The organism is Massilia yuzhufengensis, from assembly GCF_900112225.1.
In the GTDB taxonomy this organism is placed as follows: domain Bacteria; phylum Pseudomonadota; class Gammaproteobacteria; order Burkholderiales; family Burkholderiaceae_D; genus Telluria; species Telluria yuzhufengensis.
Genome location: NZ_FOLD01000013.1, coordinates 25,500 through 49,239, shown reverse-complemented (window position 1 = coordinate 49,239; position 23,740 = coordinate 25,500). Strand labels below are relative to the sequence as shown.

22 protein-coding genes and 1 tRNA gene are annotated in these 23,740 nt (G+C 65.0%); 11 read left to right on the top strand and 12 right to left on the bottom strand.

All coding sequences use genetic code 11. The annotated features are described in order from the left end of the window. Positions 1–114: 114 nt before the first annotated feature. From BM031_RS12620 to BM031_RS12610, 3 genes are all read right to left on the bottom strand, one after another. On the bottom strand, positions 115–585 hold the full coding sequence (locus tag BM031_RS12620; RefSeq protein WP_091874927.1) for a peroxiredoxin: 471 nt from the start codon (positions 583–585) through the stop codon (positions 115–117). Between the two features lie 183 nt (positions 586–768). Beyond that, positions 769–1,143: an EamA family transporter gene (locus tag BM031_RS12615; protein WP_091874926.1), complete on the bottom strand. Its 375-nt coding sequence runs from the start codon at positions 1,141–1,143 to the stop codon at positions 769–771. A 16-nt stretch (positions 1,144–1,159) separates the two neighbouring features. Then, the gene (locus BM031_RS12610) at positions 1,160–1,546 is read right to left on the bottom strand and encodes an Mth938-like domain-containing protein (RefSeq protein WP_091874925.1); all 387 of its coding nucleotides are present in this window, start codon (positions 1,544–1,546) and stop codon (positions 1,160–1,162) included. A 179-nt stretch (positions 1,547–1,725) separates the two neighbouring features. Here BM031_RS12610 and BM031_RS12605 point away from each other — a divergent pair, with 179 nt between their 5' ends. Then, positions 1,726–2,952: a pyridoxal phosphate-dependent aminotransferase gene (locus tag BM031_RS12605; protein WP_091874924.1), complete on the top strand. Its 1,227-nt coding sequence runs from the start codon at positions 1,726–1,728 to the stop codon at positions 2,950–2,952. Positions 2,953–2,982: 30 nt separating this feature from the next. Then, positions 2,983–4,302 (top strand): homoserine dehydrogenase, encoded by a 1,320-nt coding sequence (locus tag BM031_RS12600; RefSeq protein ID WP_091874923.1) that lies wholly within the window; start codon positions 2,983–2,985, stop codon positions 4,300–4,302. 102 nt (positions 4,303–4,404) lie between these two features. Here BM031_RS12600 and BM031_RS12595 read toward each other — a convergent pair whose 3' ends face one another. Continuing rightward, positions 4,405–4,587, bottom strand: a complete 183-nt coding sequence (locus BM031_RS12595; RefSeq protein WP_091874922.1) for a hypothetical protein — start codon at positions 4,585–4,587, stop codon at positions 4,405–4,407. 270 nt (positions 4,588–4,857) lie between these two features. Here BM031_RS12595 and BM031_RS12590 point away from each other — a divergent pair, with 270 nt between their 5' ends. After that, positions 4,858–6,753 carry an MFS transporter gene (locus BM031_RS12590; RefSeq protein WP_091874921.1) on the top strand — a complete coding sequence of 632 codons (1,896 nt, stop codon included), beginning with the start codon at positions 4,858–4,860 and terminating at the stop codon, positions 6,751–6,753. 166 nt (positions 6,754–6,919) lie between these two features. After that, complete coding sequence (locus tag BM031_RS12585; RefSeq protein WP_091874920.1) at positions 6,920–7,987, top strand: S41 family peptidase; 1,068 nt, start codon at positions 6,920–6,922, stop codon at positions 7,985–7,987. A gap of 67 nt (positions 7,988–8,054) precedes the next feature. Here the strand turns inward: BM031_RS12585 and BM031_RS12580 are convergent, their stop codons facing one another. From BM031_RS12580 to BM031_RS12550, 7 genes are all read right to left on the bottom strand, one after another. Next, positions 8,055–8,474, bottom strand: coding sequence for a hypothetical protein (locus tag BM031_RS12580; RefSeq protein WP_143084580.1), 420 nt, complete (start codon positions 8,472–8,474; stop codon positions 8,055–8,057). A gap of 280 nt (positions 8,475–8,754) precedes the next feature. Continuing rightward, positions 8,755–8,831: transfer RNA gene (locus tag BM031_RS12575), tRNA-Pro, on the bottom strand. 186 nt (positions 8,832–9,017) lie between these two features. Beyond that, a complete protein-coding gene (locus BM031_RS12570) occupies positions 9,018–9,581 on the bottom strand; it encodes a D-glycero-alpha-D-manno-heptose-1,7-bisphosphate 7-phosphatase (protein ID WP_091874918.1) in 564 nt (187 codons plus the stop codon). Between the two features lie 84 nt (positions 9,582–9,665). Continuing rightward, entirely contained in the window at positions 9,666–11,051 is a 1,386-nt protein-coding gene (locus BM031_RS12565) for a glycosyltransferase (RefSeq protein ID WP_091874917.1), read from the bottom strand. A gap of 33 nt (positions 11,052–11,084) precedes the next feature. Continuing rightward, positions 11,085–12,083, bottom strand: coding sequence for a glycosyltransferase family 2 protein (locus BM031_RS12560; RefSeq protein WP_091874916.1), 999 nt, complete (start codon positions 12,081–12,083; stop codon positions 11,085–11,087). Between the two features lie 249 nt (positions 12,084–12,332). Then, on the bottom strand, positions 12,333–12,635 hold the full coding sequence (locus BM031_RS12555; protein WP_091874915.1) for a hypothetical protein: 303 nt from the start codon (positions 12,633–12,635) through the stop codon (positions 12,333–12,335). After that, positions 12,632–13,231: a hypothetical protein gene (locus tag BM031_RS12550; protein ID WP_091874914.1), complete on the bottom strand. Its 600-nt coding sequence runs from the start codon at positions 13,229–13,231 to the stop codon at positions 12,632–12,634. Before BM031_RS12550 ends, BM031_RS12555 begins: the two co-directional genes overlap by 4 nt. A gap of 335 nt (positions 13,232–13,566) precedes the next feature. Here BM031_RS12550 and BM031_RS12545 point away from each other — a divergent pair, with 335 nt between their 5' ends. The 6 genes from BM031_RS12545 to BM031_RS12520 all read left to right on the top strand — a co-directional run bounded on the left by BM031_RS12545 (position 13,567) and on the right by BM031_RS12520 (position 19,792). After that, the gene (locus BM031_RS12545; RefSeq protein WP_091874991.1) at positions 13,567–13,854 is read left to right on the top strand and encodes a KGG domain-containing protein; all 288 of its coding nucleotides are present in this window, start codon (positions 13,567–13,569) and stop codon (positions 13,852–13,854) included. Between the two features lie 233 nt (positions 13,855–14,087). Beyond that, positions 14,088–14,453: a hypothetical protein gene (locus BM031_RS12540; RefSeq protein ID WP_091874913.1), complete on the top strand. Its 366-nt coding sequence runs from the start codon at positions 14,088–14,090 to the stop codon at positions 14,451–14,453. Positions 14,454–14,528: 75 nt separating this feature from the next. Beyond that, positions 14,529–15,650: a M14 family metallopeptidase gene (locus BM031_RS12535; RefSeq protein ID WP_091874912.1), complete on the top strand. Its 1,122-nt coding sequence runs from the start codon at positions 14,529–14,531 to the stop codon at positions 15,648–15,650. Positions 15,651–15,659: 9 nt separating this feature from the next. After that, complete coding sequence (locus BM031_RS12530; RefSeq protein WP_091874911.1) at positions 15,660–16,133, top strand: CYTH domain-containing protein; 474 nt, start codon at positions 15,660–15,662, stop codon at positions 16,131–16,133. Then, on the top strand, positions 16,130–17,275 hold the full coding sequence (locus tag BM031_RS12525) for a serine hydrolase domain-containing protein (RefSeq protein ID WP_091874910.1): 1,146 nt from the start codon (positions 16,130–16,132) through the stop codon (positions 17,273–17,275). Before BM031_RS12530 ends, BM031_RS12525 begins: the two co-directional genes overlap by 4 nt. Positions 17,276–17,536: 261 nt before the next feature. Beyond that, positions 17,537–19,792: a catecholate siderophore receptor Fiu gene (locus tag BM031_RS12520; RefSeq protein WP_091874909.1), complete on the top strand. Its 2,256-nt coding sequence runs from the start codon at positions 17,537–17,539 to the stop codon at positions 19,790–19,792. A 117-nt stretch (positions 19,793–19,909) separates the two neighbouring features. Here the strand turns inward: BM031_RS12520 and BM031_RS12515 are convergent, their stop codons facing one another. Continuing rightward, complete coding sequence (locus tag BM031_RS12515; RefSeq protein WP_091874908.1) at positions 19,910–21,163, bottom strand: DUF2863 family protein; 1,254 nt, start codon at positions 21,161–21,163, stop codon at positions 19,910–19,912. A gap of 224 nt (positions 21,164–21,387) precedes the next feature. Between BM031_RS12515 and BM031_RS12510 the strand changes: the two genes are divergently transcribed. After that, positions 21,388–23,730, top strand: coding sequence for a TonB-dependent receptor (locus tag BM031_RS12510; protein WP_177207743.1), 2,343 nt, complete (start codon positions 21,388–21,390; stop codon positions 23,728–23,730). The last annotated feature ends 10 nt before the right edge of the window (positions 23,731–23,740 follow it).

Below are 23,740 nucleotides of genomic sequence, written 5' to 3'. Positions count from 1 at the left end.
TCAGCCGAATGGGGGTAATGCGGATGGGATGCGGTGTGACTCAAAATAGCGGCAGGTTTCCAGCAAAGTTAAACACGCCTGGTACTAGGCCAGGTGTGCTGGAGCCATCCGTTTTCAGGGCTGGCTCTTCAAAAATTCCAGCACTTCGGTCACGTGGTCATTGACTTTCACGCCACGCCATTCTTTCACCAATCGGCCTTGAGCGTCAATGATAAACGTACTGCGCTCAATCCCCCGCACCTGTTTGCCATACATGTTTTTCATCTTCATGACACCGAACTGGCTGCAGACGGCTTCTTCCGGGTCGGAGATCAGTTCGAAGGGCAGGCCGAGCTTGCCCTTGAAGCCCTCGTGCGAACGCAGCGAGTCGCGGCTGATGCCGTAGATTTCCGTGTTCAGGGCCTGGAATTCCGGGAAGGCTTCGCGGAAGGCGATGCTCTCGGTGGTGCAACCGGGCGTGTTGTCCTTCGGATAAAAGTACAGCACGGTGTACTTCGCCGGACGGCCGGCCAGCTCGAAAGTCAGGCCTCCCGTCATGGGGGCGGAAAAATTCTCGACGCTTGCGGCGGTAGTGCTGTCGGCCACGGGGCTCTCCTGGCGGTGTCTGGGCGGCGGCTGCCACCGGGGTCCCTGGCGCGGCAGGGAGCGGATACCGGAATGATAATCGGCGCCGCGCCCTCTTGCTAGTGCCGTGTGGCCAGGGTGATAAGGCGCAAGATGGTGCGGGTTTGCAATTCTACAAGATGCAGAACAGAAATAAGTAGGAAATCAGCTGCGCGCCAGCAGCAGCACACCGAGCATGATCACGCCGATCGCCAGCATGCGCTGCGGCGAAATGACTTCGCCCAGGAACATCCAGGCGCCAAAGGCCCCGATGACATAGCCCAGCGACAGCATCGGGTAGGCTAGGGTGACGTCGGTGCGCGACAGGCCAATGATCCAGACCACCAGCGAAATGCCGTAGCACAGCATGCCGACCACGATCGGCCACTGGGTGGCGACCTTCAGGCCGGTCGCGAACCAGTTGTCGCGGGTCAGGTGGATGGCGCCGCCGAGGGCATTGGTGCCGGCCTTGAGCAGGAGCTGGGCGGCGGCGTTCAGGATGACGCCGCTGATGATGAAGGCAAATGCCGAAGGATTCATGTGCTGGTGCCCCCGGTCAAGCCCCGGGCGCGCCTTCGATGATCAGGGCCAGCGTGACCTTGCGGCCTTCCCCCATCAGGATGTTGTAGGTGCGGCAGGCGGCGTGGCTGTCCATGCAGTCGACCCCGATGCGCTTGCTCGAGAGGCTGGCAACGAGCTTCGGGTGCACGAAACGCTGGCGCTCGCCGGTGCCGAGCACGACCACGTCCGGGACATCTTTCGCGATCTCCTCGAAGTGCTCGGCGGTGAGGTCCTCGAAACGGGCCACGTTCCAGGGTCGCGGCGCGACCTCGGGCATGACGGTCAGGCTGAAATCGAAGCGCTTGGCATTGATCTCGACGCCACTGGCGTCGTAGCCGGTGACGGTCTGGTATTGCTGGTTATTGTCGGAATGGAGCTTCATCGTGTCGCGAGATGGTCAGCCGCAAAAACGGCAGGGTTGGTCGGTCGGGGCAGGGATATTGTAACCGGAGCGGCGAGGTTGCTTAATTTGGACGCTTTCGGCAGAATGGTATTTTTCGCACTGCAACAAAGCAGGGCGCACCATCGCCGTACTTGCCATCGCACCAACCAGGGGATACTTTGCGACCGATCCTGAAATCGAACAAGCTGGACGACGTTTGCTACGAAATCCGTGGGCCGGCCCTGGAAAAGGCCCGCGCCATGGAAGAGGACGGCCAGAAGATCATCAAGCTCAACATCGGCAACCTCGCCGTGTTCGGCTTCGATCCGCCTGACGAGATCGTGCACGACATGATCCGCAACATGCATGGCGCGGCCGGCTATACCGACTCCAAGGGCATGTTTGCACCGCGCAAGGCGGTGATGCACTACACCCAGGGCAAGGGCATCGCCGGGGTCGGCATCGACGACATTTACCTGGGTAATGGCGCGTCGGAGCTGATCGTCATGGCCATGCAGGGCCTGCTCAATACCGGCGACCAGGTGCTGGTGCCGGCGCCGGATTATCCGCTCTGGACCGCGGCCGTCAGCCTGGCCGGCGGCGCGCCGGTCCACTATGTATGCGACGAAGCCGCCGGCTGGCTGCCCGACATCGAGGACATGCGCCGCAAGATCACGCCGAACACGCGCGCGATCGTCGTCATCAACCCGAACAACCCGACCGGCGCGCTGTACTCGCGCGACGTGCTGCTGGAAATCATCGAGCTGGCGCGCCAGCACCAGCTGATCGTTTACGCCGACGAAATCTACGACAAGACCCTGTACGACGGCGAAGAACACGTGTCGCTGGCCTCGCTGGCCGACGACGTGCTGTTCGTCACGCTGAACGGGCTGTCGAAGAACTACCGTTCCTGCGGCTACCGTGCCGGCTGGATGGTGGTGTCGGGCGAGAAGCGCCATGCAAAAGATTACATCGAGGGCCTGAACATGCTGGCCTCGATGCGCCTGTGCGCCAATGCGCCGGGCCAGTACGCGATTCAGACCGCGCTGGGCGGCTACCAGAGCATCGCCGACCTGGTGGGGCCTGGCGGGCGCCTGTTGAGGCAGCGCGACCTCGCGCACAAACTGCTTACCGATATTCCGGGTGTGTCCTGCGTCAAGCCAAAAGCGGCGCTGTACATGTTCCCGCGCCTCGATCCGAAGATGTACCCGATCACGGACGACCAGCAGTTCATCTGCGAACTGCTGGCCGAGGAAAAAGTGCTGCTGGTGCAAGGCACCGGCTTTAACTGGATCGCCCCGGACCATTTCCGGCTGGTGTTCCTGCCTAATTCCGACGACCTGACGGACGCCTGCGGCCGCATCGCGCGCTTCCTCGACGGCTACCGGCGGCGCCACGCGCGCTGACGGCCAGACATTCAAGAGAACGAGAACCACATGAAACCCATCCGAGTTGGCCTCCTGGGCATCGGCACCGTCGGTGCCGGCACCTTCAACGTCCTGCAACGCAACCAGGAAGACATCCGCCGCCGCGCCGGCCGCGGCATCGAGATTGTGATGGTGGCGGCGCGCAATACCGAGCGCGCGCGCCAGCTGACCGGCGGCCAGGTGGACGTCGTGACCGACCCGTTCGCGGTGGTGAACGATCCGAGCATCGATATTGTCGTGGAACTGATCGGCGGCTATGAGCTGCCGCGCGAGCTGGTGCTCAAGGCGATTGCCAACGGCAAGCACGTGGTCACGGCCAACAAGGCGCTGCTGGCGCTGCACGGCAACGAGATCTTCGCCGCGGCCCAGGAAAAGGGCGTGATGGTGGCCTTCGAGGCGGCCGTCGCCGGCGGCGTGCCGATCATCAAGGCGCTGCGCGAAGGCCTGACCGCCAACCGCATCGAGTCGGTGGCCGGCATCATCAACGGCACCACCAACTTCATCCTGTCCGAAATGCGCGACAAGGGCCTGGATTTCGCCACCGTGCTGAAGCAGGCGCAGGAACTCGGCTATGCCGAGGCCGACCCGACCTTCGATATCGAAGGCGTGGACGCCGCGCACAAGCTCACCATCATGTCGGCGATTGCCTTCGGCATCCCGGTGCAATTCGACAAGGCGTATATCGAGGGCATCAGCCAGCTGCAGGCGGTCGATATCCGTTACGCCGAACAACTGGGCTACCGCATCAAGCTGCTCGGCATCACGCGCCGCACCCAGACCGAAAGCGGCGAGGGCATCGAGCTGCGCGTGCACCCGACCCTGATCCCGACCGCGCGCCTGATCGCCAACGTCGAAGGCGCGATGAACGCGGTGCTGGTGCAGGCTGATGCGGTCGGCGCGTCGCTGTACTACGGCAAGGGTGCCGGCTCGGAACCGACCGCCTCGGCGGTGATCGCCGACCTGGTCGACGTCACCCGCCTGGCCACCGTCGACCCGTACTGCCGGGTGCCGCACCTGGCCTTCCAGCCGAACGAAATGACCGATGTCGCCATCGTGCCGATGGCCGAGATCACCACCAGCTACTACCTGCGCGTGTATGTGAAGGACCAGCTCGGCGTGATGGCCGACCTGACCCGCATCCTGGCCGACGGCGGCATCTCGATCGACGCCGTGCTGCAGAAGGAGCCGGGCAACCAGGTGAACCTCGACATCATCATGCTCACGCACCAGACCCGCGAAAAGAACATCGATGCGGCGATCACCAAGATCGAGGCGCTGCCAGCCGTGATCGGCAAGGTGACCCGGATCCGCCTCGAAACCCTGAGCTGAGCTGCCACGCCTGCGGCGCCCGATATGATTCGAATTTGCCGGCCATTGCCGCGAATTCGAATCATTTTTTTTTGGGCGCGCGGGGCTGGCGCCGTGCGGCCGTCAACTCAGCGGGATATCCAGCGGCAAGGGCGCATGCAGCAGCACGGGATCGTGCAGCAGGATGGGGGCAGGATCATCGTCGTCGATGAAGGCGGAGGACAGGTCCAGCATGTCGTGTTCGATGTGGTCGAACAGCGAGGTGGTGACGCTGGCGTATCGGAGGAGGAAGTCAGTAGAAGTCATCCGGGGATTCTACCTGCGCTGCGCTGCACCATACCACCTGGTTGGACAGGTGCTTGAGCCGCTTCAATCAAGATTATCAATGCTTCCGGTTGACAGGGCATGCCGCTTGAACGGCGCGGCAGTCTATGCCTTTTACCCATTCGGTATCGCCAGCTGCGACTTTACGGATTAATATCGGCGACGCAATGATGAGAGAGGGCAATTGGCTTTGTGCCGCTTGCGTTTACTGTTATAGATGACGACTTCTTCCTGTTCACGAGCCAAACCGCAATGAGCCAACCGAGCCAACCGAGCCAGTTTTCCCTGCTGACGCAACGCCGCTTCGGCCCCTTTTTCTGGACCCAGTTTCTTGGCGCATTCAACGACAACCTGTTCAAGACCGCGCTGCTGGTCATCCTGACCTACGATGCGCTGAGCTGGACGACGATTGAACCGGGGCTGCTGAACAACCTGATTCCCGGCCTGTTCATCCTGCCCTTCGTGCTGTTTTCCGCGACCGCGGGCCAGATCGCAGACAAGTTCGACAAGGCCCGCCTGGCAAGGTTCGTCAAATTGCTCGAGATCGTGATCATGCTCGTGGCGGGTATCGGCTGGATGACCCATACACTGTGGCTCCTGATTGCTGCGGTGGTGGGCATGGGCCTGCATTCGACCCTGTTCGGCCCGGTGAAATATGCCTACCTGCCACAGCAGCTCAAGCCGGAGGAACTGGTGGGCGGCAATGGTGTGATCGAAATGGGGACCTTTGTCGGGATCCTGCTGGGCGAGGTGGCGGGCGCGCTGCTGGTGGCCTACCAGCCCTGGGGCATCCACCTCGTGGCGGGCGGGACCCTGTTCTGCGCGGTGCTGGGCCTGCTGACCAGCATGCGCATCCCACCGTCGCCGGCGCCGGCGCCGGAACTCAAAATCAGCCGCAACCCGTTCGCCGAATCGGTGCGCAACCTGAAGTTCTCCAGCCAGAACCGCACGGTGTTCCTGTCGATGCTGGGCAATTCCTGGTTCTGGTTCTACGGCGCCCTGGTGCTGTCGCAATTCCCCGTGTATGCCAAGGATTACCTGCACGGCGACCACAGCGTCTTCGTGCTGCTGCTGACCGTGTTCTCGCTCGGCATCGGCGCCGGCTCGCTGCTGTGCGAAAAGCTGTCGGGCCACAAGGTGGAGATCGGCCTGGTACCATTCGGCTCGATCGGCTTGTCGGTGTTCGGCGTCGACCTGTACTTCGCCAGCATGGCGTATTCGAACACGGCCGTGGTGGATGCGTTCGCCCTGGTGTCCTTGCCGGGCGTCTGGCGCATCCTGGGCGACCTGGTGCTGATCGGCGTGTTCGGCGGCTTGTTCATCGTGCCGCTGTTCGCCCTGATCCAGACCCGCTGCGACCAGAAACATGTCTCGCGCACCATCGCCGGCATGAACATCCTGAATGCGATCTTCATGGTGGCGGCGGCCGGCGTGGCAATCCTGCTGCTGGGCCAGGGCTTTACGATCCCTGAACTGTTCCTGGTCACGGCGCTGCTCAACGCCTGCGTGGCCGTGTACATCTTCTCGCTGGTGCCGGAATTCCTGATGCGCTTCCTGGCCTGGATGCTGATCCATACCGGCTACCGCGTACGCACCATCGACGCCGACCGCATTCCCGAGCAGGGGCCGGCGGTGCTGGTCTGCAACCACGTGAGCTATGTGGACGCCCTGGTCATCGGTGCGGCCAGCCCGCGCCCGATCCGCTTCGTGATGGACCACCGCATCTTCAAGACGCCTTTCCTGGGCTGGATCTTCCGCGCCGCCAAGGCGATCCCGATCGCGCCGGCCAAGGAAGACCCGTTCCTGATGGAGCGCGCCTTCGTCGACATCGCCCAGGCCCTGCATGAGGGGGAGCTGGTATGCATCTTCCCGGAAGGGAAACTGACCCATACCGGCGAGATCAACGAGTTCCGCAACGGCATTTCGAAAATCGTCGAACGCAGCAAGGTGCCGGTGATCCCGATGGCCCTGCGCGGGCTGTGGGGCAGCGTGTTCACGCGCGACAAGACGAACGTGTTCGAGCGCTCGTTTGCGCGCGGGATCCGCTCGAAGCTGGCGCTGGCGGTAGGGCAGCCGGTGGCGCCGGACGTGGCTTCGCCAGAGTACCTGCAGCAGCAGGTGCTGGCCTTGCGGGGGGACTGGAAGTAGGGGCGTACGCTGCGCCTCCCTCTCTCATACGCGCTGGGTAATAGTTAGCAAGAAAAATTGCTATTACATGGTAATTGTCGTGCTACCATCAATCCACTTCATTGCTTGATCAATGAGGAGATGGTTGCTTCGAGACATAAACCACGCGCCGCGATGAGAGAGACAAATGATAAGAAAATGGATTGTCATCCCCCTGTTACTGGTTTCCACGCTATTCGGCGCCGTCTACACGATGGATACCTGGATTCCCTTCCTTCAAGATCTCAAGCCAGAGGTAGAGCTTGTCATCGATAAGGGAACCCGCAAGGAGGTCATCACTACCCTGGTGGCCCAATTGAACGCGAACTATGTTTTTCCTGAAAAGGCAAAGCAGATGGAAACTGCTTTGCTGCAGCACCTGCGTGATGGCAAGTACGATGGGATCACGGATGGGGAAACGTTCGCGAAGCAGCTCACCGAAGACTTGCGGCAGGTGAGCCGGGACCTGCACATGGCCGTGCGATCGAGCCCGGAACCGGTGCCCTACGACCGCGCAATGCCGCCACCTCCGGCCTCCAAAGTGGAGTGGGAACAGCGCACGCCGTTTGCCAGGCGCATGCTGCTGAACCTTGGTCTGGCGATGGGGAAAATTGGTGCGGTAAAGGTCGATCACCTTGAGGCCAACATTGGTTATCTCCAGCTGCGCGAATTTCCTCCGCCTTTCATCATGGCCGACCGCTACCCGGCGGCGATGGACAAGCTCGCCGACACCGACGGCCTCATCGTGGACTTGCGCGACAATCGCGGCGGCTCGCCGGCAACGGTGGCCCTGCTGGTCAGTTACTTCGTCGACCAGCGCACGCGCGTCAACGACCTGTGGGATCGTACTTCCGGCGTCACGACGCAGCAGTGGACGAGCGAAAAGCTTGAGGGCAAACTGTATGGCGGCAAGAAGCCCGTCGTCATCCTGGTTGGCCCGGACACGAAATCGGCCGGCGAAGATTTCGCCTATACGATGCAGGCAATGAAACGCGCCACGCTGATCGGCGCGCCGACCTGGGGCGGCGCCCACCCCAGCCGACCTTTCCGCCTGAGCGAATACTTCATGGCCTGGATACCGAGTGCGCGTTCGATCAGTCCGATCACCCATACCAACTGGGAAGGGGTGGGCGTCCAGCCTGATATCCCGGCAACGCAGGACAAGGCGCTCGCGATGGCACAGGAGCTGCTGCAGCGGCGCCTCGCCGCCAGGTGATGGGAAGCAGGCGAGCACGCCAACCGGCGGTTGGCGCTCCAGTTGCCGTGCTCGATGCGCGGCGCTGTCAGCGCTTGGCCTTTTGCGCGGGGATCGATACCATCGATGGCTTGCTGGGGTCGGGGACATAGCTGAGCTTCATATCCGTCCCCATGCCCTGGTTGAATTCCATGGTCACGTTGCCGTCGCCGGAAACAAACTTATTCTTCGACACTGCCTTGAGCCGCATCGGTTTTTCGGTGTCGATGGTCGCGTCGATGTAATCCGGCTTGCCGCGTACTTCCAGTTGCCAGCCGTTGGCCAGGCCGTAGGTTCCGGCGATCTGCTTGACTTCGTCGGGCTTGAGCCGGATCGCCTTGGCTGGCGCCGTCACCGTCACGGTCGAGAGCGGCGCGGTATCGGGCCGGGGATAGGGTTGGGTCTGCGCACCGGCGCCAGCGCCAAGCACGAGCAGCGATGCGCAAACCAGGAGAGATAGTGGTCGCATGATCCTTCCTTCACAAAGCAGTCAACTTTGGTCGGGCGTCACGCCGGATCAGCCACATGGCGGGCGTCGGACGCCGCAAGGCCGGCATTGCCCTCGCGGTAATTCAGTCTAGGCCAGTGTCCATCCAGGACAAGGGAGGCAGGCGCGCGCATCACGAAACTGTCTCGAAACCGACAGAATCATAGCCCTGTGAAATGAGGCCGGTCGAGCCGCCTGAAGCACGAATAAAAAGAGGTTGAGAGCTTTCGCTCCCAACCTCCCTCTACTCATGCTTTTCTGTTGGTCGGGGCGAGAGGATTCGAACCTCCGACCCCGTGCACCCCATGCACGTACGCTACCAGGCTGCGCTACGCCCCGACTAGCCCGGAATTATATCAGAGCTCGTACGGAAACTTGGGTTTTTGTTATAGATTTGCATCTAGTTTTGCGATCGCGCATGCCGTGAACGCGGCAGCGCGGCATCCACCGCTGGCACGACGCCGGCGTGTCGCGGCACACGCCGTGGGCGTTCCGGCCCAGGCCGGCCAGCGCGCGAACACGTCGTCAACGCATTTCCGCATGGGCGGCAATGAGCACCGCGGCGGCGTACAGGTCGGGCGCCATGCGGGTGGGGACGCGGCGCGGGCCCAGGCGCCATTCGGTTTCGTTGCCGTTGTCGATCAGCAGGGTGCGGCAGCCCGCGCGGTTGCCGGCTTCGACGTCGTGCAGGATGTCGCCGATCATCCAGGAATCGCGCAGGTTGATGTCGTGCTCATGCGCGGCCTTGATCAGCATTCCGGGCGAGGGCTTGCGGCAGGCGCAGACCATGGCGTAGGTGCCGATCGTGCCGAGCGGGTGGTGCGGGCAATAGTAGAAGCCGTCCAGCGCCAGGTTTTCGCGGAACAGCAGGTCGGCCAGCCGGTCCGCGACCGGTCCCATGGCGTCTTCGCCGAAGCAGCCATGGGCGATGCCGGACTGGTTGCTGATGACGAAGAAGCGGTAGTCGAGCCTGGCCAGCAGGCGCAGCGCGGCGCCGGCGCCGCTCACCAGCCGGATGCGGCGCGGTTCGACGTTGTAGGGCAGGTCGTCGACCAGGGTGCCGTCCTTGTCGAGGAAGATCGCTTTCATGCCGGCGCCCGGGGCGTGCGCGCAGGCGCCGGACAGCGGTGCTGACCACGGCGGCGGTTCAGGATGGCGGTGCGCATGGGCTCCTCAGGTGGAAACGACGACGGGGTGGGGCGCGGCCGGGGCCGCGTTCAGGACGTCGGCGTAGATGGCGGCCAGCTGCGTGGCGACCTGGCGCCACGTAAAGTGTTCGCAGGCGCGGCGGCGCCCGGCCTCGCCCATGGCGCGCGCCAGTTCCGGGTGGCGGTGCAGGCGTGCGAGGCGCTCGGCCAGCGCTTCCGGGTCGCGCGACGGGATCAGGAAGCCGGTGACGCTGTCGTGGACGGTGCTCTTGATGCCGCCCACTTCGGCGCCGACGACGGGCCGGGCGCAGGCCATGGCCTCGACCGGCGTGATGCCGAAGGGCTCGTACCACGGCGTGCTGGCGAACACGTTGGCGGCGCTGTAGTAGTCGCGCAGCACGGCGCGCGGCTGCTGGCCGGTGAAGCGCACGTGCGCGCCCACGCCAAGGTCGGCCGCCACGCTGCGCAGCCGCGCCAGCTCAAGGCCGTCGTTCGGCACCGTGCCGCTGGCGTCGCCGCCCACCACCAGCAGCTGGGCGTCGACGCCATGGCGGTGGCGCAGCACGGCCACGCCCTGGATGACGGTGTCGACTCCCTTGCGCGGCGCCATGCGGCCGAGCTGGAGCACGACGAAGCGGGCGTGCTGGACGCCGATGCGGGCGCGCGCCTCGCGCATCGGCACCGGCCATAGTTCGTCGGGGGCGAAGCCGCAGGGCGCGATGGCGATGCGCGACAGCGGCGCCCCATACAGGCGTTCCATGTCGTAGCGGTCTTGCGGGCATTCGGCAATGATGCGGTCGGCCGCGCGCATGAGGGAGGCTTCGATGCGCATGCGGGCGATGGGGAAGGTGTCGGCCGCGCCCTGCGCCAGCCGGCGCACCCGGCCCAGCGCGTGGAAGGTGAGCACGAAGGGCAGGCCCAGCGCGCCCTTCAGGTGCCGGGCCACCATGCCGGAGGTGAAGAAATTGGCGTGCGCGATATCGTAGGGGGCGCACTGGCGCCGCGCGAAGCGCGCGACGAAGCGGGCGAAATCGTCGACGTAAGGGAGCATGTCCTCGCGCGGCACGTAGCACGGCGGCCCGGCCGGCACGTGGATGACGCGGATGCGGTCGATCCAGGGCAGGACCTGGCGCTGCTCGGGCGCGTCGCGGCGCGTGAAGACGTCGACCAGGTGCCCGGCGCGCGCCAGTTCGCGGGCGAGCTGGGCCACGTAGACGTTCTGGCCGCCGCTGTCGCCGTAGCCGGGCGCGGCCAGCGGCGATGCGTGGTCGCTGATGATGGCGATGCGGCGGTGCCGGCCGCCGGTGCGCACGATGCGGGACGCGCCGATGGCGGCCAGGCCAGGCGCGCCCGCGGCCGCCCCGGGCGCGGGCGGGAAGGGGCCGGCGCCGGCTGCCTGGTCGAGTTTCATGGCCGCTCCTGGGTGGCGATGCACATGGGCGTTTTACGCGAAGCGGACGCGGTAGCGCACCGCCCCGGCCAGGCGCCAGAACACGGTGAGCGGCGGCAGCAGGGCCGAGGTGACGACCATGTCGGCCACGTGCGCGGGGGTGTGGGCGGCGCCGCGCAGCCGGTGCGCGCACAGGCGCGCCGTGAGCAGCAGCCAGGCGGCGCATCCCAGGCCGGCCACGATGGGCTGGCCAGCGAGCAGCGCCGCCAGCGTGAGCAGCAGCACGCCGACGATCAGGTAGTGGTCGCGGCGCGGATGGGGCTCGACCTTTTGCCGGTACAGGGCCGGATGCTTCTTGTACAGGAGCGCGTCGAACACGGCGTGGCGGATCTGCAGCAGGCTGGCGCCCCAGGGCGCCGGCCGCACCGGGTGCACCACCAGCGCCTGCGGCGCCCTGGCGATGGGCACGCCGTGTTCGAGCAGCCGGAAGTGCATGTCGGCGTCGGTGCCGCGCGGCACGCTGAAGCGCTCGTCGAAGCCGTCGAGCCGCTCCAGCACCGGCTTGCGGAAGAAACAGTTGGCGCTGGTGAAGTCGGCCGCCTCGTGCCCGCGCGCGCTGCGCTGGTGCTCGGTAGGGCGGGCCGGGACCGGCGTGAGGATGGGGCCGCACACCACGTCGGTATCGTCGCGGAAGGCCGCCAGGCCGGCCGCCAGCCAGCCTGGTTCGGGCACGGCGTCGTCGCTGGTGAAGGCGACGATGGGAGCGCGCGCCGCGCGCCAGCCGCGGTTGCGGGCCGAGGCCGGGCCGCTCGGCCCCGGGTTGGCGACGTAGGACAGGCGCGGCCCGCGTTCCAGTGTGCGGGTGCGCCAGCCGGCCACCAGGTGCAGGGTATTGTGGTTGGGCTCGTCGTCGACGACGATGATCTCGAACTGCTGCGGTTCCAGATGCTGGCGCACCAGCGCGTCCAGGCTGCGGTCGAGCAGATCCATGCGGCCACAGGCCGGCACCACCACCGATACCAAGAGCTTTGCCTCATCCGTAGTTGCTGGCATACCCGCCTCCGCTTCTGCAACGGCGTCTCCGCGAAGTGCGGAAAACGGCCGTGTTCAGTGCGGTTGGAGTAGGGCGGGAACGGATGGGTTCCGTTGAGGTGCTGCGGCTTGGAGATGGATCAAGTAGGTTGGCCGGCTTTGCCGGCCGCGCGTTCAAGCAACATCGGCACGATCGCGGCGCGTCAATTCATACGGGATGTGAACGCGCGGGCGGGAAGACCCGCCCGCCCTAGGTGTCATTCATTGCAGCTACCCGCGCGAGAAGCCGGTATCGTCATCCATCTTGCGGTCCCCCGCCAGCTTGTTCGCGCCGGCCGGGCTCTTCGGCAATCCACCCGCCACGTCATTCGATTCGTGCACCGGGTTCTTGTCGTCCTTCACGCTTTGACCCGGCGTCCACTCCTGGCCTTCGGAGCGCGGGCCGCTGCCGCCCGGGCTGCGCGGCAGGCCGCCGGCCACGTCGTTCGACTGGTGGATGTCCTGGCTGCCGGTGTCGCGCGCGGCCGGGTCGGTCTGCGAGCCGCTGCGGTCGGTACTTTTCTGTTCGTTCATGGTTTCTCCTGTTTGCTGGTGGGGCCGATGGCCATGCCGGTACCCTGGCCGTCGGGCGCAAGGCGTTGCCGGTTGCCCTCGGCGGCTTGCAGTTCAGGGTGGCGCGGATCCTGCGGGTTCAGCGTCCTTGCAGCCTGGCTATTACCCTGCTGGCTGGGCGGGAGCGTATGGACGTCGGTGCCGGAGTGGCGGTCGCGGCGGCCGACCGGCTGCTCCAGCAGGCCCCAGGCGCCGGAATGCTGTTCCATCTGGCGCTGGTGGCTGTCGGTGATGCCCTGCTGCGGCCCGGAACCGCCGGTCTGCTGGCTCTGCATCGAGCCACCCGGCAGGTCGGACCCGACCGGATGCGCCAGGCCCGCTTCCATCCCGGCCTGGCCGCCGTCTTCCGCCGCCACCTGCTGCCGGCCCATGCGCGACGGATCCTGCGCCCCCTGCAGGCCATCCTCGCCACGGCCGGCCTGCTGCGAGCCGGCCCCTTTCGGATAGGTATGGTCCAGCGGGCCGCTGCCGGTGATGCCCTGCGCGCCGGGCCTGCCTTTTTCGTTCGCGCCGTTATTGTTCTGGTTGTTGACTTCGCTGCGTTGGTTCGCATCCATGATCGACTCCTCTCACATGCTGGTACGGGACAGCGGCGCAAGCACCGCCTGATATTGCCATGATGCGTGCGCCCTGCAGTACCCAGTATAGGAAGACGTAGGGAGCGCGTGTAGGACGGGTTCCAGCAAGTTTTATTGACTACCGGAAGTAAAATTTCGTAAGTGCATTTTCTGTCGCGTGAAGTCCTACAAAGTCATCTGATAGCGTCCTATACCGGCATTCAACAGCGCTACCTACTATGCCTTTGCAGGTCACTCATCGGGCATCGAGGGTGATTGGTAGCAGCCTGCCGCAGGACGCGGTGGTTCACAAGGGTACAAGGGAGAAGATGATCATGGCCTCAAGCAATCAAGGGAATAAACAAAGCAACGCCCAGGGCGGAAACAGCCAGAGCAGCGGCACCCGCAACCGGGGCTTTGCCTCGATGGATCCTGCACGCCAGCGTGAAATCGCCAGCCAGGGCGGCAAGGCCGCCCACGCCAAGGGTACCGCCCACGAATTCACGTCGGAAGAAGCCCGCCGGGCCGGCAGCATGAGCCACGGTAACCGCCAGTCCGCCAGCGCAGGGTCGGGCGGCCCATCGCGCGCATCGAGCAAGACCGAGCGCGGCGCCAAGGAGTAATCCGCCAGGGCGGGCCGCCACGGCAAGCCACTGGCATCGTCGAATAGCGCCTCCTGCAGGCCGGGAGGCGCCGTTGCGTGTATGCACGGGAAGCCTTGGGCTTCCCGTTTTGTTTTTGATACCGTACAACTGGGCGGTGGGATGCGGTAGAATCGCTGCGCCTTTTTCAACCTTTTTTCCCTAGGATCATCGTCGTGAAACCAGCGGTAATTCGTCAAGTCAAGAGCTTGTCCATGTCGTGCGACCGGGTCGGTAACCTGTTGCTGGTCAAGTTTTCCAACCAGGGCGCCAGCGACCTGTGCATCTACGTCCCGGCCTTCATCGTGTTCTGGCTGCTGCGCCACCTGCCGGTCAACCGCGATCCGCAGCTGCAGGCCCCGCCGGCCCCACCGGAGATCACCCAGCAGGATTGGGACAATCCCTACACCCCGCGCGCCGAATACGTGAAGTGCAAGGAACTCAAGGGCGCGATCCGCATGAGCTTTGCCCTCGACAGCAAAGAGGACCTGACCGTCGTCCTCGACCGCAGCAATGTGGAGCTGATGCGCCAGGTCATGGCCATGTACGCCAAGGACCTGATCGACCTCGACGCAGAATAAGCAAGCGCGCAATGCCGGGGCGGGCAGGGCCTGGTCCGGACCATTTTTTTCCTGACCGGCCAACAAGGATCCGCCATGCCCATCAAAATCAGCCAGTGCTTCGATTCCGGCGCCATCGACGTGGTCGCCGCGAGCAGCCCCAAGCAGATCGACCTGAACCTGCGCAAGGATTCGCACGCCGACATCCACCAATGGTTCCATTTCCGCCTGCAGGGCGCGCGCGGCCGAGCCTGCACCATCCGCTTCCTCAACGCCGGGCAGGCCACCTACCCGAAGGGCTTCGAGGACTACCAGGTCGCCGCCAGCTACGATACCGAGAACTGGTTCCGCGTGCCGACCAGCTTCGATGGCCAGGTCATGACGGTGACCCACACGCCTGAACTCGACAGCATCTACTACGCCTACTTCGAGCCCTACACCTGGGAGCGCCACCTGCGCCTGCTGGGCGAAGTGGCCGAGAACCCGATCGCGCGCGTGCACGACATCGGCAGCACGGTCGACGGCCGCGACATGAACCTGGTCGTGATTGGCAACCCGCAGGCGGAAAAGAAAATCTGGGTGATCGCCCGCCAGCACCCGGGCGAGACCATGGCTGAGTGGTTCGTCGAGGGCATGATGGATGCGCTGCTCGACAGCGCCAACCCGGTCGCGCGCAAGCTCTTGAACCGCGCGGTGTTCTACATCGTGCCGAACATGAATCCGGACGGCTCGGTGCGCGGCAACCTGCGCACCAACGCGGCCGGCGCCAACCTGAACCGCGAGTGGATGACGCCGTCGCCCGAGCGCAGCCCGGAAGTGCTGTGCGTGAAGGAAAAGATCCACGAGACCGGCGTCGACATGTTCTTCGACATCCACGGCGATGAAGCGCTGCCCTACAACTTCGTGGCCGGCAACGAGATGCTGGCCGACTTCACGCCGCAGCGCCAGGCCCGCCAGGGCGCCTTCATTGCGCAGTACATGGCGGCCAGCCCGGACTTCCAGAACGTCTACGGCTACGCGGCCAGCAAGTACAACGAAGAACTGCTGACCCTGGCCTCGAAGTACATCGGGCACACCTTCAAGTGCCTGGCGCTGACCCTGGAAATGCCGTTCAAGGACAACGCCAACCTGCCCGACCCGCACGCCGGCTGGAATGGTGCGAGGAGCGCGGCGCTGGGCGCGGCGATCCTGCAGCCGATCCTGCAGTCGCTCGATTGAGGCGCGCAGGTGGGCGTCGAGATCGAGCGTAAATTCCTGCTGGCAGGCGAGGGCTGGCGCGCGCTCGGCGCGCCGGTCCTGCTGCGCCAGGGCTACCTGAACGCCGACCCGGCGCGCACGGTGCGCGTGCGCATCGAGGGCGGCGCCGGCGTGCTCACCATCAAGGGCAAGAACACCGGGGCCACCCGCGGCGAATGGGAATACCCGATCCCGCTGCAGGAGGCCGAGGAACTGCTGGACGGCCTGTGCGAGCGTCCGCTGGTCGAGAAATACCGCCGCCGCATCGAGCACGCCGGCTTTATTTGGGAAGTCGATGAATTCCTGGGCGAGAACGCGGGCCTGGTGGTGGCCGAGATCGAGCTGCCGTCCGAAGATGCCGCCTTCCAGAAGCCCGACTGGATCGGCCAGGAAGTCACCGGCGAGAAGCGCTACTACAACTCCAGCCTGATCCGTTTGCCGTATTCACAGTGGACCACTCCATGACCCTTGTTTCGCGCCGCAGCGTGCTGGCCCTGTGCCTGTCCATCCTGGCGCCGGCGGCCGCCATCGCCGCCCAGCCTGCCACCTACTTCCCGCCGCAAGGCGACTGGGCCCGCAAGTCGCCCGCCGAACTTGGCCTCGACCCTGCGGCCCTGAGCGCCGCCGTGCAGTTCGCCCAGTCGCGCGAAACCACCCGCGCGGTCGATTTCTCGGACCAGGAAGCCACCTTCGGCAGCCGCCTGGGCTCGATGCCGACCCAGCGCGCGCGCACCAACGGGCTGGTGATCTACAAGGGTTACGTGGTGGCTGAATTCGGCGATACCGCCTTTGTCGACCCGACCTATTCGGTGGCCAAGAGCATCCTGGCCACGGTGGCCGGCGTGGCCGTGCGCGATGGCCGCTTCGCGGTCGACGAGCCGGTTGGCAGGCGCGTCACCGACGGCGGCTACGCCTCGCCCCAGAATGCCGCCATCACCTGGCAGCAGCACCTGCAGCAGGAGTCGGAGTGGGAAGGCAGCATGTGGGGCAAGAACGCCGACTTCATCGGCAAGGCGGCCTTCGGCGCGGGCCAGCGCAAGCCGCGCGCGCTGCAGAAACCGGGCAGCTTCTACGAATACAACGACGTGCGCATCAACCGCTTCGCGCTGTCGCTCACCCACGTGTTCGGCCAGTCGGTGCCGGAGGTGTTCCAGCAACAGGTGATGAACCCGATCGGCGCTTCGAACAGCTGGAAGTGGGTGCCCTACCATAACAGTTACGTGGAACTGAACGGCAAGCAGCTGCCGTCGGTCAGCGGCGGCACGCGCTGGGGCGGCGGTATGTGGATCAACTCCTGGGACATGGCGCGCTTCGGCTACCTGTGGCTGCAGGGCGGGGCGTGGAACGGCAAGCAGCTGCTGCCGCCGTCCTACGTCAAGGCCGCCTTGAGCCCGAGCGCCAACGGGCCGGACTACGGTTACCTGTGGTGGCTCAATACCAAGGGCAAGAATTTGCCTGGGCTCCCAAGCAATGCCTATGCGGCCCTGGGCGCCGGCAACAATACCATCGTCGTTTCGCCCGATCACGACCTGGTCATCGTGTGGCGCTGGCATGCCGGCAACGCTGCCGAGTTCGCCACCAAAGTTATCGCCAGCATCCGCCGCTAAGGCAATCCGGCCTGCGCTCGCAGGCCGTCGGCGCGGCGGCAGCATCGGTTGCCGCGCGCATTTCATCTCCTCAAAACCCCTCCCACGCCGGGCTTGCCGCTACCGGCTGCCGCGTCGCGCCCTGCGTGAGCAGGCCGCATTGTCAATGCGAATGTTAACGCGAATAAGAATGATTCTTGTTTACATGTCTGAAGGTTTTCTTTACAATAATTTTCATTGAGGACCTGCCCCAACTTTCTGACTATCAAGGACCAGCTTCGTATGAAAACAATAACAAGCCGTAAACACACGCAATCGCAACTGATGGGCGCCGCCTTGGCCACCGTCCTGCTGCCCTTCGCAGCGCATGCGAACGAGGTGGACAACGCGGCAGGGGACGCGCCTCCCGCGTCGAAGGTCGAGATTGTCGGCAAGGCGGAAAACGCATTCAAGGCCGAGCATGCCTCGTCGCCGAAGTACACCGAGAAGCTGGTCGATACCGCGCAGACCGTGCAGGTCATCAAGAAGGAATTGTTCGAGCAGCAGGGCGCCCTGACCCTGACCGAAGCCTTGCGCAACACCCCGGGTGTCGGCGCCTTCTTCCTGGGCGAGAACGGCAACACCAATACCGGCGACGCGATCTTCATGCGCGGCTTCGACACCTCGGGCAGCATCTTCGTGGACGGCGCCCGCGACGTCGGCTCGATCTCGCGCGACGTTTTCAATCTCGAACAAATCGATGTCGTGAAAGGCCCGGCGGGCACCGACAACGGCCGCGGTTCGCCGACCGGCTCGGTCAACCTGGTGAGCAAGACAGCGCACATGGGCCAGGCGGCATCGGCCGCGCTTACCGGCGGCAGCGCCTCGCAAAAACGCGTCACTGGCGACCTGAACACGGTACTGAACGCCGAGCGCGGCATCGCGCTGCGCCTGAACGTGATGGCGCAGGATGCCGGCAACCCGGGCCGCGACGTGGTGAATCACCAGCGCTGGGCGGTGGCGCCAAGCCTGGGCTTCGGCCTGAACGGCCCGACCCGCGTGCACGTCGACTACCTGCACGTGGACCAGGACAACGTGCCCGACGGCGGCGTGCCGACCATCGGCCTGCCCGGCTACACCAGCCCCGACGCCTCCCGTCCGTTCCTGGCCGGCGCTGCGGCGGTCGACCCGAAGAATTTCTACGGTTCGAACAGCGACTACGACAAGATCAAGGCCGACATGGCCACTGCGCGCATCGAGCATGCCTTCGCCCCAAACCTGCGCCTGTCCAACATCAGCCGCTATGGCCGCACCAAGCAGGACTACCTGCTGACGGCCTGGCTGACAAGCGCCGCCAACTTCCGCACCCCGGTGGTAGCCGATCCTTCCACCTGGACCGTGGCGCGCAGCACCCGTACCGTCAAGGACCAGGAAAACAAGATCCTGACCAACCAGACCACCCTCACCGCCGACTTCGAGACCGGTGCGCTGTCGCACACCCTGGTCACCGGCCTGGAATTCGTCAACGAGACCCAGGTCACCTATGGACGCACCGGCCTGGGCACCATGCCGGCGGCCAACCTGTACCGTCCGAACCCGGCCGACCCTGTCACCGGCCAGACCATGGCCCGCACCGGCGCCTACAACGAGGGCGAGGTCGACACCCAGAGCCTGTACGCCTTCGACACCATCAAGCTCGGCGAGCGCTGGATCTTCAATGGCGGCGTGCGCGTGGACCGCTTCCGCGGCGCCTACAACGTGGTGGCGCTGACCAATAACGTGCTGGTCCCGACCCGCTTCAATGTCGGCAAGACCCTGGTCAACGGCAAGGCGTCGATCCTGTACAAGCCGACCAAGGACAGCAGCGTGTATGCGATGGTGGCCAGCTCGAAGCAGCCGCCGGGCGCCAGCTTCGCCGTCTCGGGCAACGCCAACAGCGCCCAGAACCCGTCCTACGATCCGCAGGAATCGACGACCGCCGAGATCGGCGGCAAGCTCGACTTGCTGCGCCAGAAGCTGGCGCTGTCGGCAGCCTTGTTCCGTACCGAAGTGAAGAACGAGGTCGAACAGGATCCGGTGGACCTGCAGTGGTACCAGACCGGCCGCAAGAAAGTGCAGGGCGTCGAGCTGGGCGTGACCGGCGCACTGGCCAGCAACTGGCTGGTGAGCGCGGGCTACCTGTACATGGACACCAGCGTCGACGAAGGCAGGATGATCACGGCCTCCGGCGAGAACAGCCTGACCTACACGCCGAAGTCCTCGTTCACGCTGTGGACGGCGTATGACGTGAACAGCAGCTTCAAGATTGGCGGCGGGGCCCGCTTCAGCGACGAGCTCAAGCGCGGTACCGACGGCGCCATCGGCACGCCGAAGTACACCGAATCGTACTGGGTGTTCGATGCGATGGCGTCGTACCGCATCAGCCCGAACGTCGACCTGCGCCTGAACGTCTACAACATCGCCGACGAGCACTATGTCGCCAGCATCAACAAGAGCGGCTACCGCTACACCCCGGGCGCGCCGCGTTCGGCCAGCCTCACGGCCAACTTCCGCTTCTAAAGCGAGCTGAAACGCCATGGAAAACGCCGGCCTCGCGCCGGCGTTTTTGTTGGGCGGCCGGCGCGCTGGCCGCGTTTAAACCGCCGGGACGACGGTTCAATCGCCTGCGTTGGCGCTTTAGTGGAAGTGCTCGGTGCCGGTCGGCGTGTCTTCCGGCATTTCAGCGTGCACCAGTTCGCCGGTCGGGTCGGCGAACAGCGGCGAGCCGCAGTCGTCGCAGTATTCGGCCGGGTAGCGCTCGCCGATGCGCTTGATGTGCGCGACGCCGGCTTCGTTCAGGTGGGCGACGATCTCGTTGATGGGCGTGAGCGGCGCCGGCGCGGTGGCGAACGGGCCTTCCATCGGCGTGCCGTTTTCGTCTTCCTGGCCGTACAGCGGCCAGACGATGCCATAGAACACGTCGCTGTCCTGGCGCATCGTGAACGACACGCGGTATTCGTCGATCTGGATGTCGGCCGATTCCTCGCCGAAGCCGGCGATGACGGCGCGCAGGTCGGACGGTTCCACACCCAGCGTGTGGGTGAGGTAGTGGACGGCGGCGCGGATCGAGATCGGGCGGATCAGCTTATCGGCTTCGCGGCAGGCCACGTAATACGCTTCCGGCAGCAGCAGCTCGACGCCGCAGCCCGGCATCATGCGCGCGATGTTGGCGGTGCCTTGCGCGCGCCACTGCTCGAGGGCGCGGTTGCGCTCTTCGGCGAAGTGGATGTGGTGCTGCGGTTCCTGCCAGCGGAACATGGGCGCGCCGACCGGGGCGACGATGGCCACCAGCAGGTAACGCGTGTCGGCCAGGAAGGGCGCGGTTTCTTCCACGCGCGCAGCCGGCTTCACCGAGCCGCCCTTGTGCGCGGCCGCGGCCAGCTTGTGGGTCAGCGCGTAAGTTTCGGCATGGGTGCGCGGCAGCTGGTCGATCGAATACAGGGTGGGCGCCATCGAGATGCGGGTGCCGTCGGCCAGCAGGTGGGCCGAGAAGTGCGCCTGCAGCGTCGTCAGCACGTCGGCCGGGATGGTGCCAGAGGCGATATTGAAACGGGTCCAGGCCAGCACCGGCGCGGCGACCAGCAGCGCCTGCCAAGTGACTTCGGCGCCGTCCTGCTGCTCCACCATGGTGGCAGATTCGCTCACGGCCTCGACGCCATCCATCAGCACGTCGTAGGCGGCGAGATCGTCCTTGAAGAGGGCGTTCAGCGCGCTGTCGATGCTGTCCTGGTGGTTGGTCTTGAGCAGTTTTTGCAGTTGCGTATCCAGCTGGCGCTCCCAGGTCCTTTCCTCGACGCGGCTGGCGGCCTGCATGATGGCTTGCGCAATGCTGACGAGGCGCTGGCTTTCGGCGGAGAGTTTGGGAGTTGAATCTTTGGTAGGACGACGCATGGCGCTGGGGGCTCTTTGTTCAAATAGTGGATCAGGGTCATGATAAACCCTTATCGCCGGTATTGTAGTTGATTCGGCCACATGCCATGAGCACAAGGCGGCCCTGGCGGAGGAGGGAATGGATGAGACTTGCAAAAAACCTGAATAGAAACCATAATGCGAATCGTTCTCATTAAAATTCAGATTGACAGCAGCAAGCTGGCCTTCCCCCCACCAAGAAGAATATGACCACGATCACCGCGCAGCCAGGCAGCACCTTCATCAAGAGCAAGAAACACGCACGTCCTTCCGCGCCCGCCCTGTCGGCCCCGGCCCTGGCCGTGCTGGCCTCGCTGGCCATGCCGATGGCCTACGCCGCGGGTGCTGCCGATGCCGCGCCGGAACTGGCCGAAGGCGCCCAGTTGCCGAAAGTGGTCATCAATGCCGGCCCCGACCGCGCCGTGCAGGGTCCGGTCCGCTCGGCTTCGGACAAATTCACCGCACCGCTGCTCGACACCCCGAAATCAGTCACCGTGGTGACTTCGGAAACCATTTCGCAAACCGGCGCCGTGTCGCTGACCGATGCGCTGCGCACCGTGCCGGGCATCACCATCGGCGCTTCCGAAGGCGGCAACCCGGTGGGCGACAACCTGTTCATCCGCGGCTATAACGCCCAGACCGACACCTATATCGACGGCATCCGCGATTCGGGCTCGCAGTCGCGCGAAATCTTCGCGATCGAGCAGATCGAAGTGGTCAAGGGCCCGAATTCGGCGCTGGGCGGCCGCTCGTCGGCCGGCGGCGGCATCAATATCGTCACCAAGACCGCGCGCGACACCAACTTCAGCAACGCCACGGCGGGCCTGGGCACCGACAAGTACGCGCGCGTCACCACCGACATCAACCGCGTGATCGGCGAGAACACCGCCTTCCGGCTCAACACGATGGTGCACAACAACGACGTGGCCGGACGCGACGTGGTGGGCGGCGAGCGCTGGGGCATCGCGCCGAGCATCACCTTCGGCCTGAACCGCCCGACCAGCGCGATCCTGAGCTATTACCACCTGAAAAGCAGCGAGATCCCGGACACCGGCATCCCGTTCAACAACCCGATCACCACCGGCGCGAATGTCGCCAAAAACGGCGGCGGCACCCCCTTCACCGTCGACCGCGAAGCCTTCTACGGCCTGAAGAACCGCGATTTCCGCGACACCCAGACCGATGTCGCCACCGTCGACCTGCGCCACGAGTTCAGCCCGAACCTGGCCATCCGCAACGCGACCCGCTGGGGCAAGACCGGCCAGGACTACATCTACACCCAGCCCGACGACTCCAAGGGCAACTCGGTCCTGTACGGCACCGTGTGGCGCCGCGCCAATACCCGCGTGGTCGACACCAGGACCCTGGCCAACTCCACCAGCTTGAGCGGCAACTGGAATACCGCCGGCATCAAGCACAGCTTCAACGTGGGCGTGGAGTTCTCGCGCGAGGACACCGACCGCGGCAGCTTCGTGTTCAGCCCGGGCACCAACAACCCGCTCACCGGCACCTTCACCTGCCCGACCGCGGGCGCGGCCACCCTGTACAACTGCACCACCCTGGTCAACCCGAACCCGAACGACCCGTGGGTCACCACCCGCAGCCAGTCGCCAACCCTCACCACGGTCGAGACCCGCACCCGCGCCGTGTACGGCTTCGACACCATCGAGTTCACCCCGCAGTGGCTGCTGAACATCGGCGCGCGCTGGGACGATTTCTCGAGCACCTTGGTGACCCCGGCGGTGGGGAGCGTCGCCACCGTCCGTGCCCGCGTGGAATCGAAGTTCGACACCTACCAGGCCGGCCTGGTGTACAAGCCGAAAGCCAACGGCAGCATCTACGTCTCGTGGGCCACTTCAGCGACGCCGCCGGGCAACGACGGCGGCGACGGCCTGGACGCGCTCACCGTGGCGATCCAGAACCTGCAGCCGCAGACCAGCCGCAGCATCGAGCTGGGCACCAAGTGGGAAGTGCTGCCGGGCGGGCGCCTGTCGGCCAGCGCCGCCGTGTTCAAGAGCGACATGGACAACGCCCGCGTCACCGCGCCGGACGGCAGCACCCAGAACGTGGGCCGCAAGGAGCTCGAAGGCGTCGAGTTCGGCCTGTCGGGCCGCATCACGAACGCATGGACCGTGTTCGGTGGCTACACCTACCTGCATGGCGTGATCGCCGACAACGGCTTCGTCAACACCGGCACCGCAACCGCGCCGCGCTGGACCGCGTCCCCGTTCAATGGCAACGCCTTCCCGACCACGCCGAAGCACAGCGCCTCGCTGTGGAGCACCTACGCGCTCAACAAGGCTTTCACTTTTGGTGCCGGCGCCAACTTCGTGGATCGCCAGTTCGCCAACGTGAACAACACCAAGTATTCGCCAAGCTACACGCGCTTCGACGCGATGGCGAGCTATACGCTCAACCCGAGCGTATCGTTCCAGCTCAACATCCAGAACCTGACCGACAAGCTCTACTTCGATCGCGTCTCCTCGCCGCACTACGCGGGCGTGGGCGCGGGCCGCTCGGCGTCGTTGATGGCCAACCTCAAGTTCTGATTCACCGGGT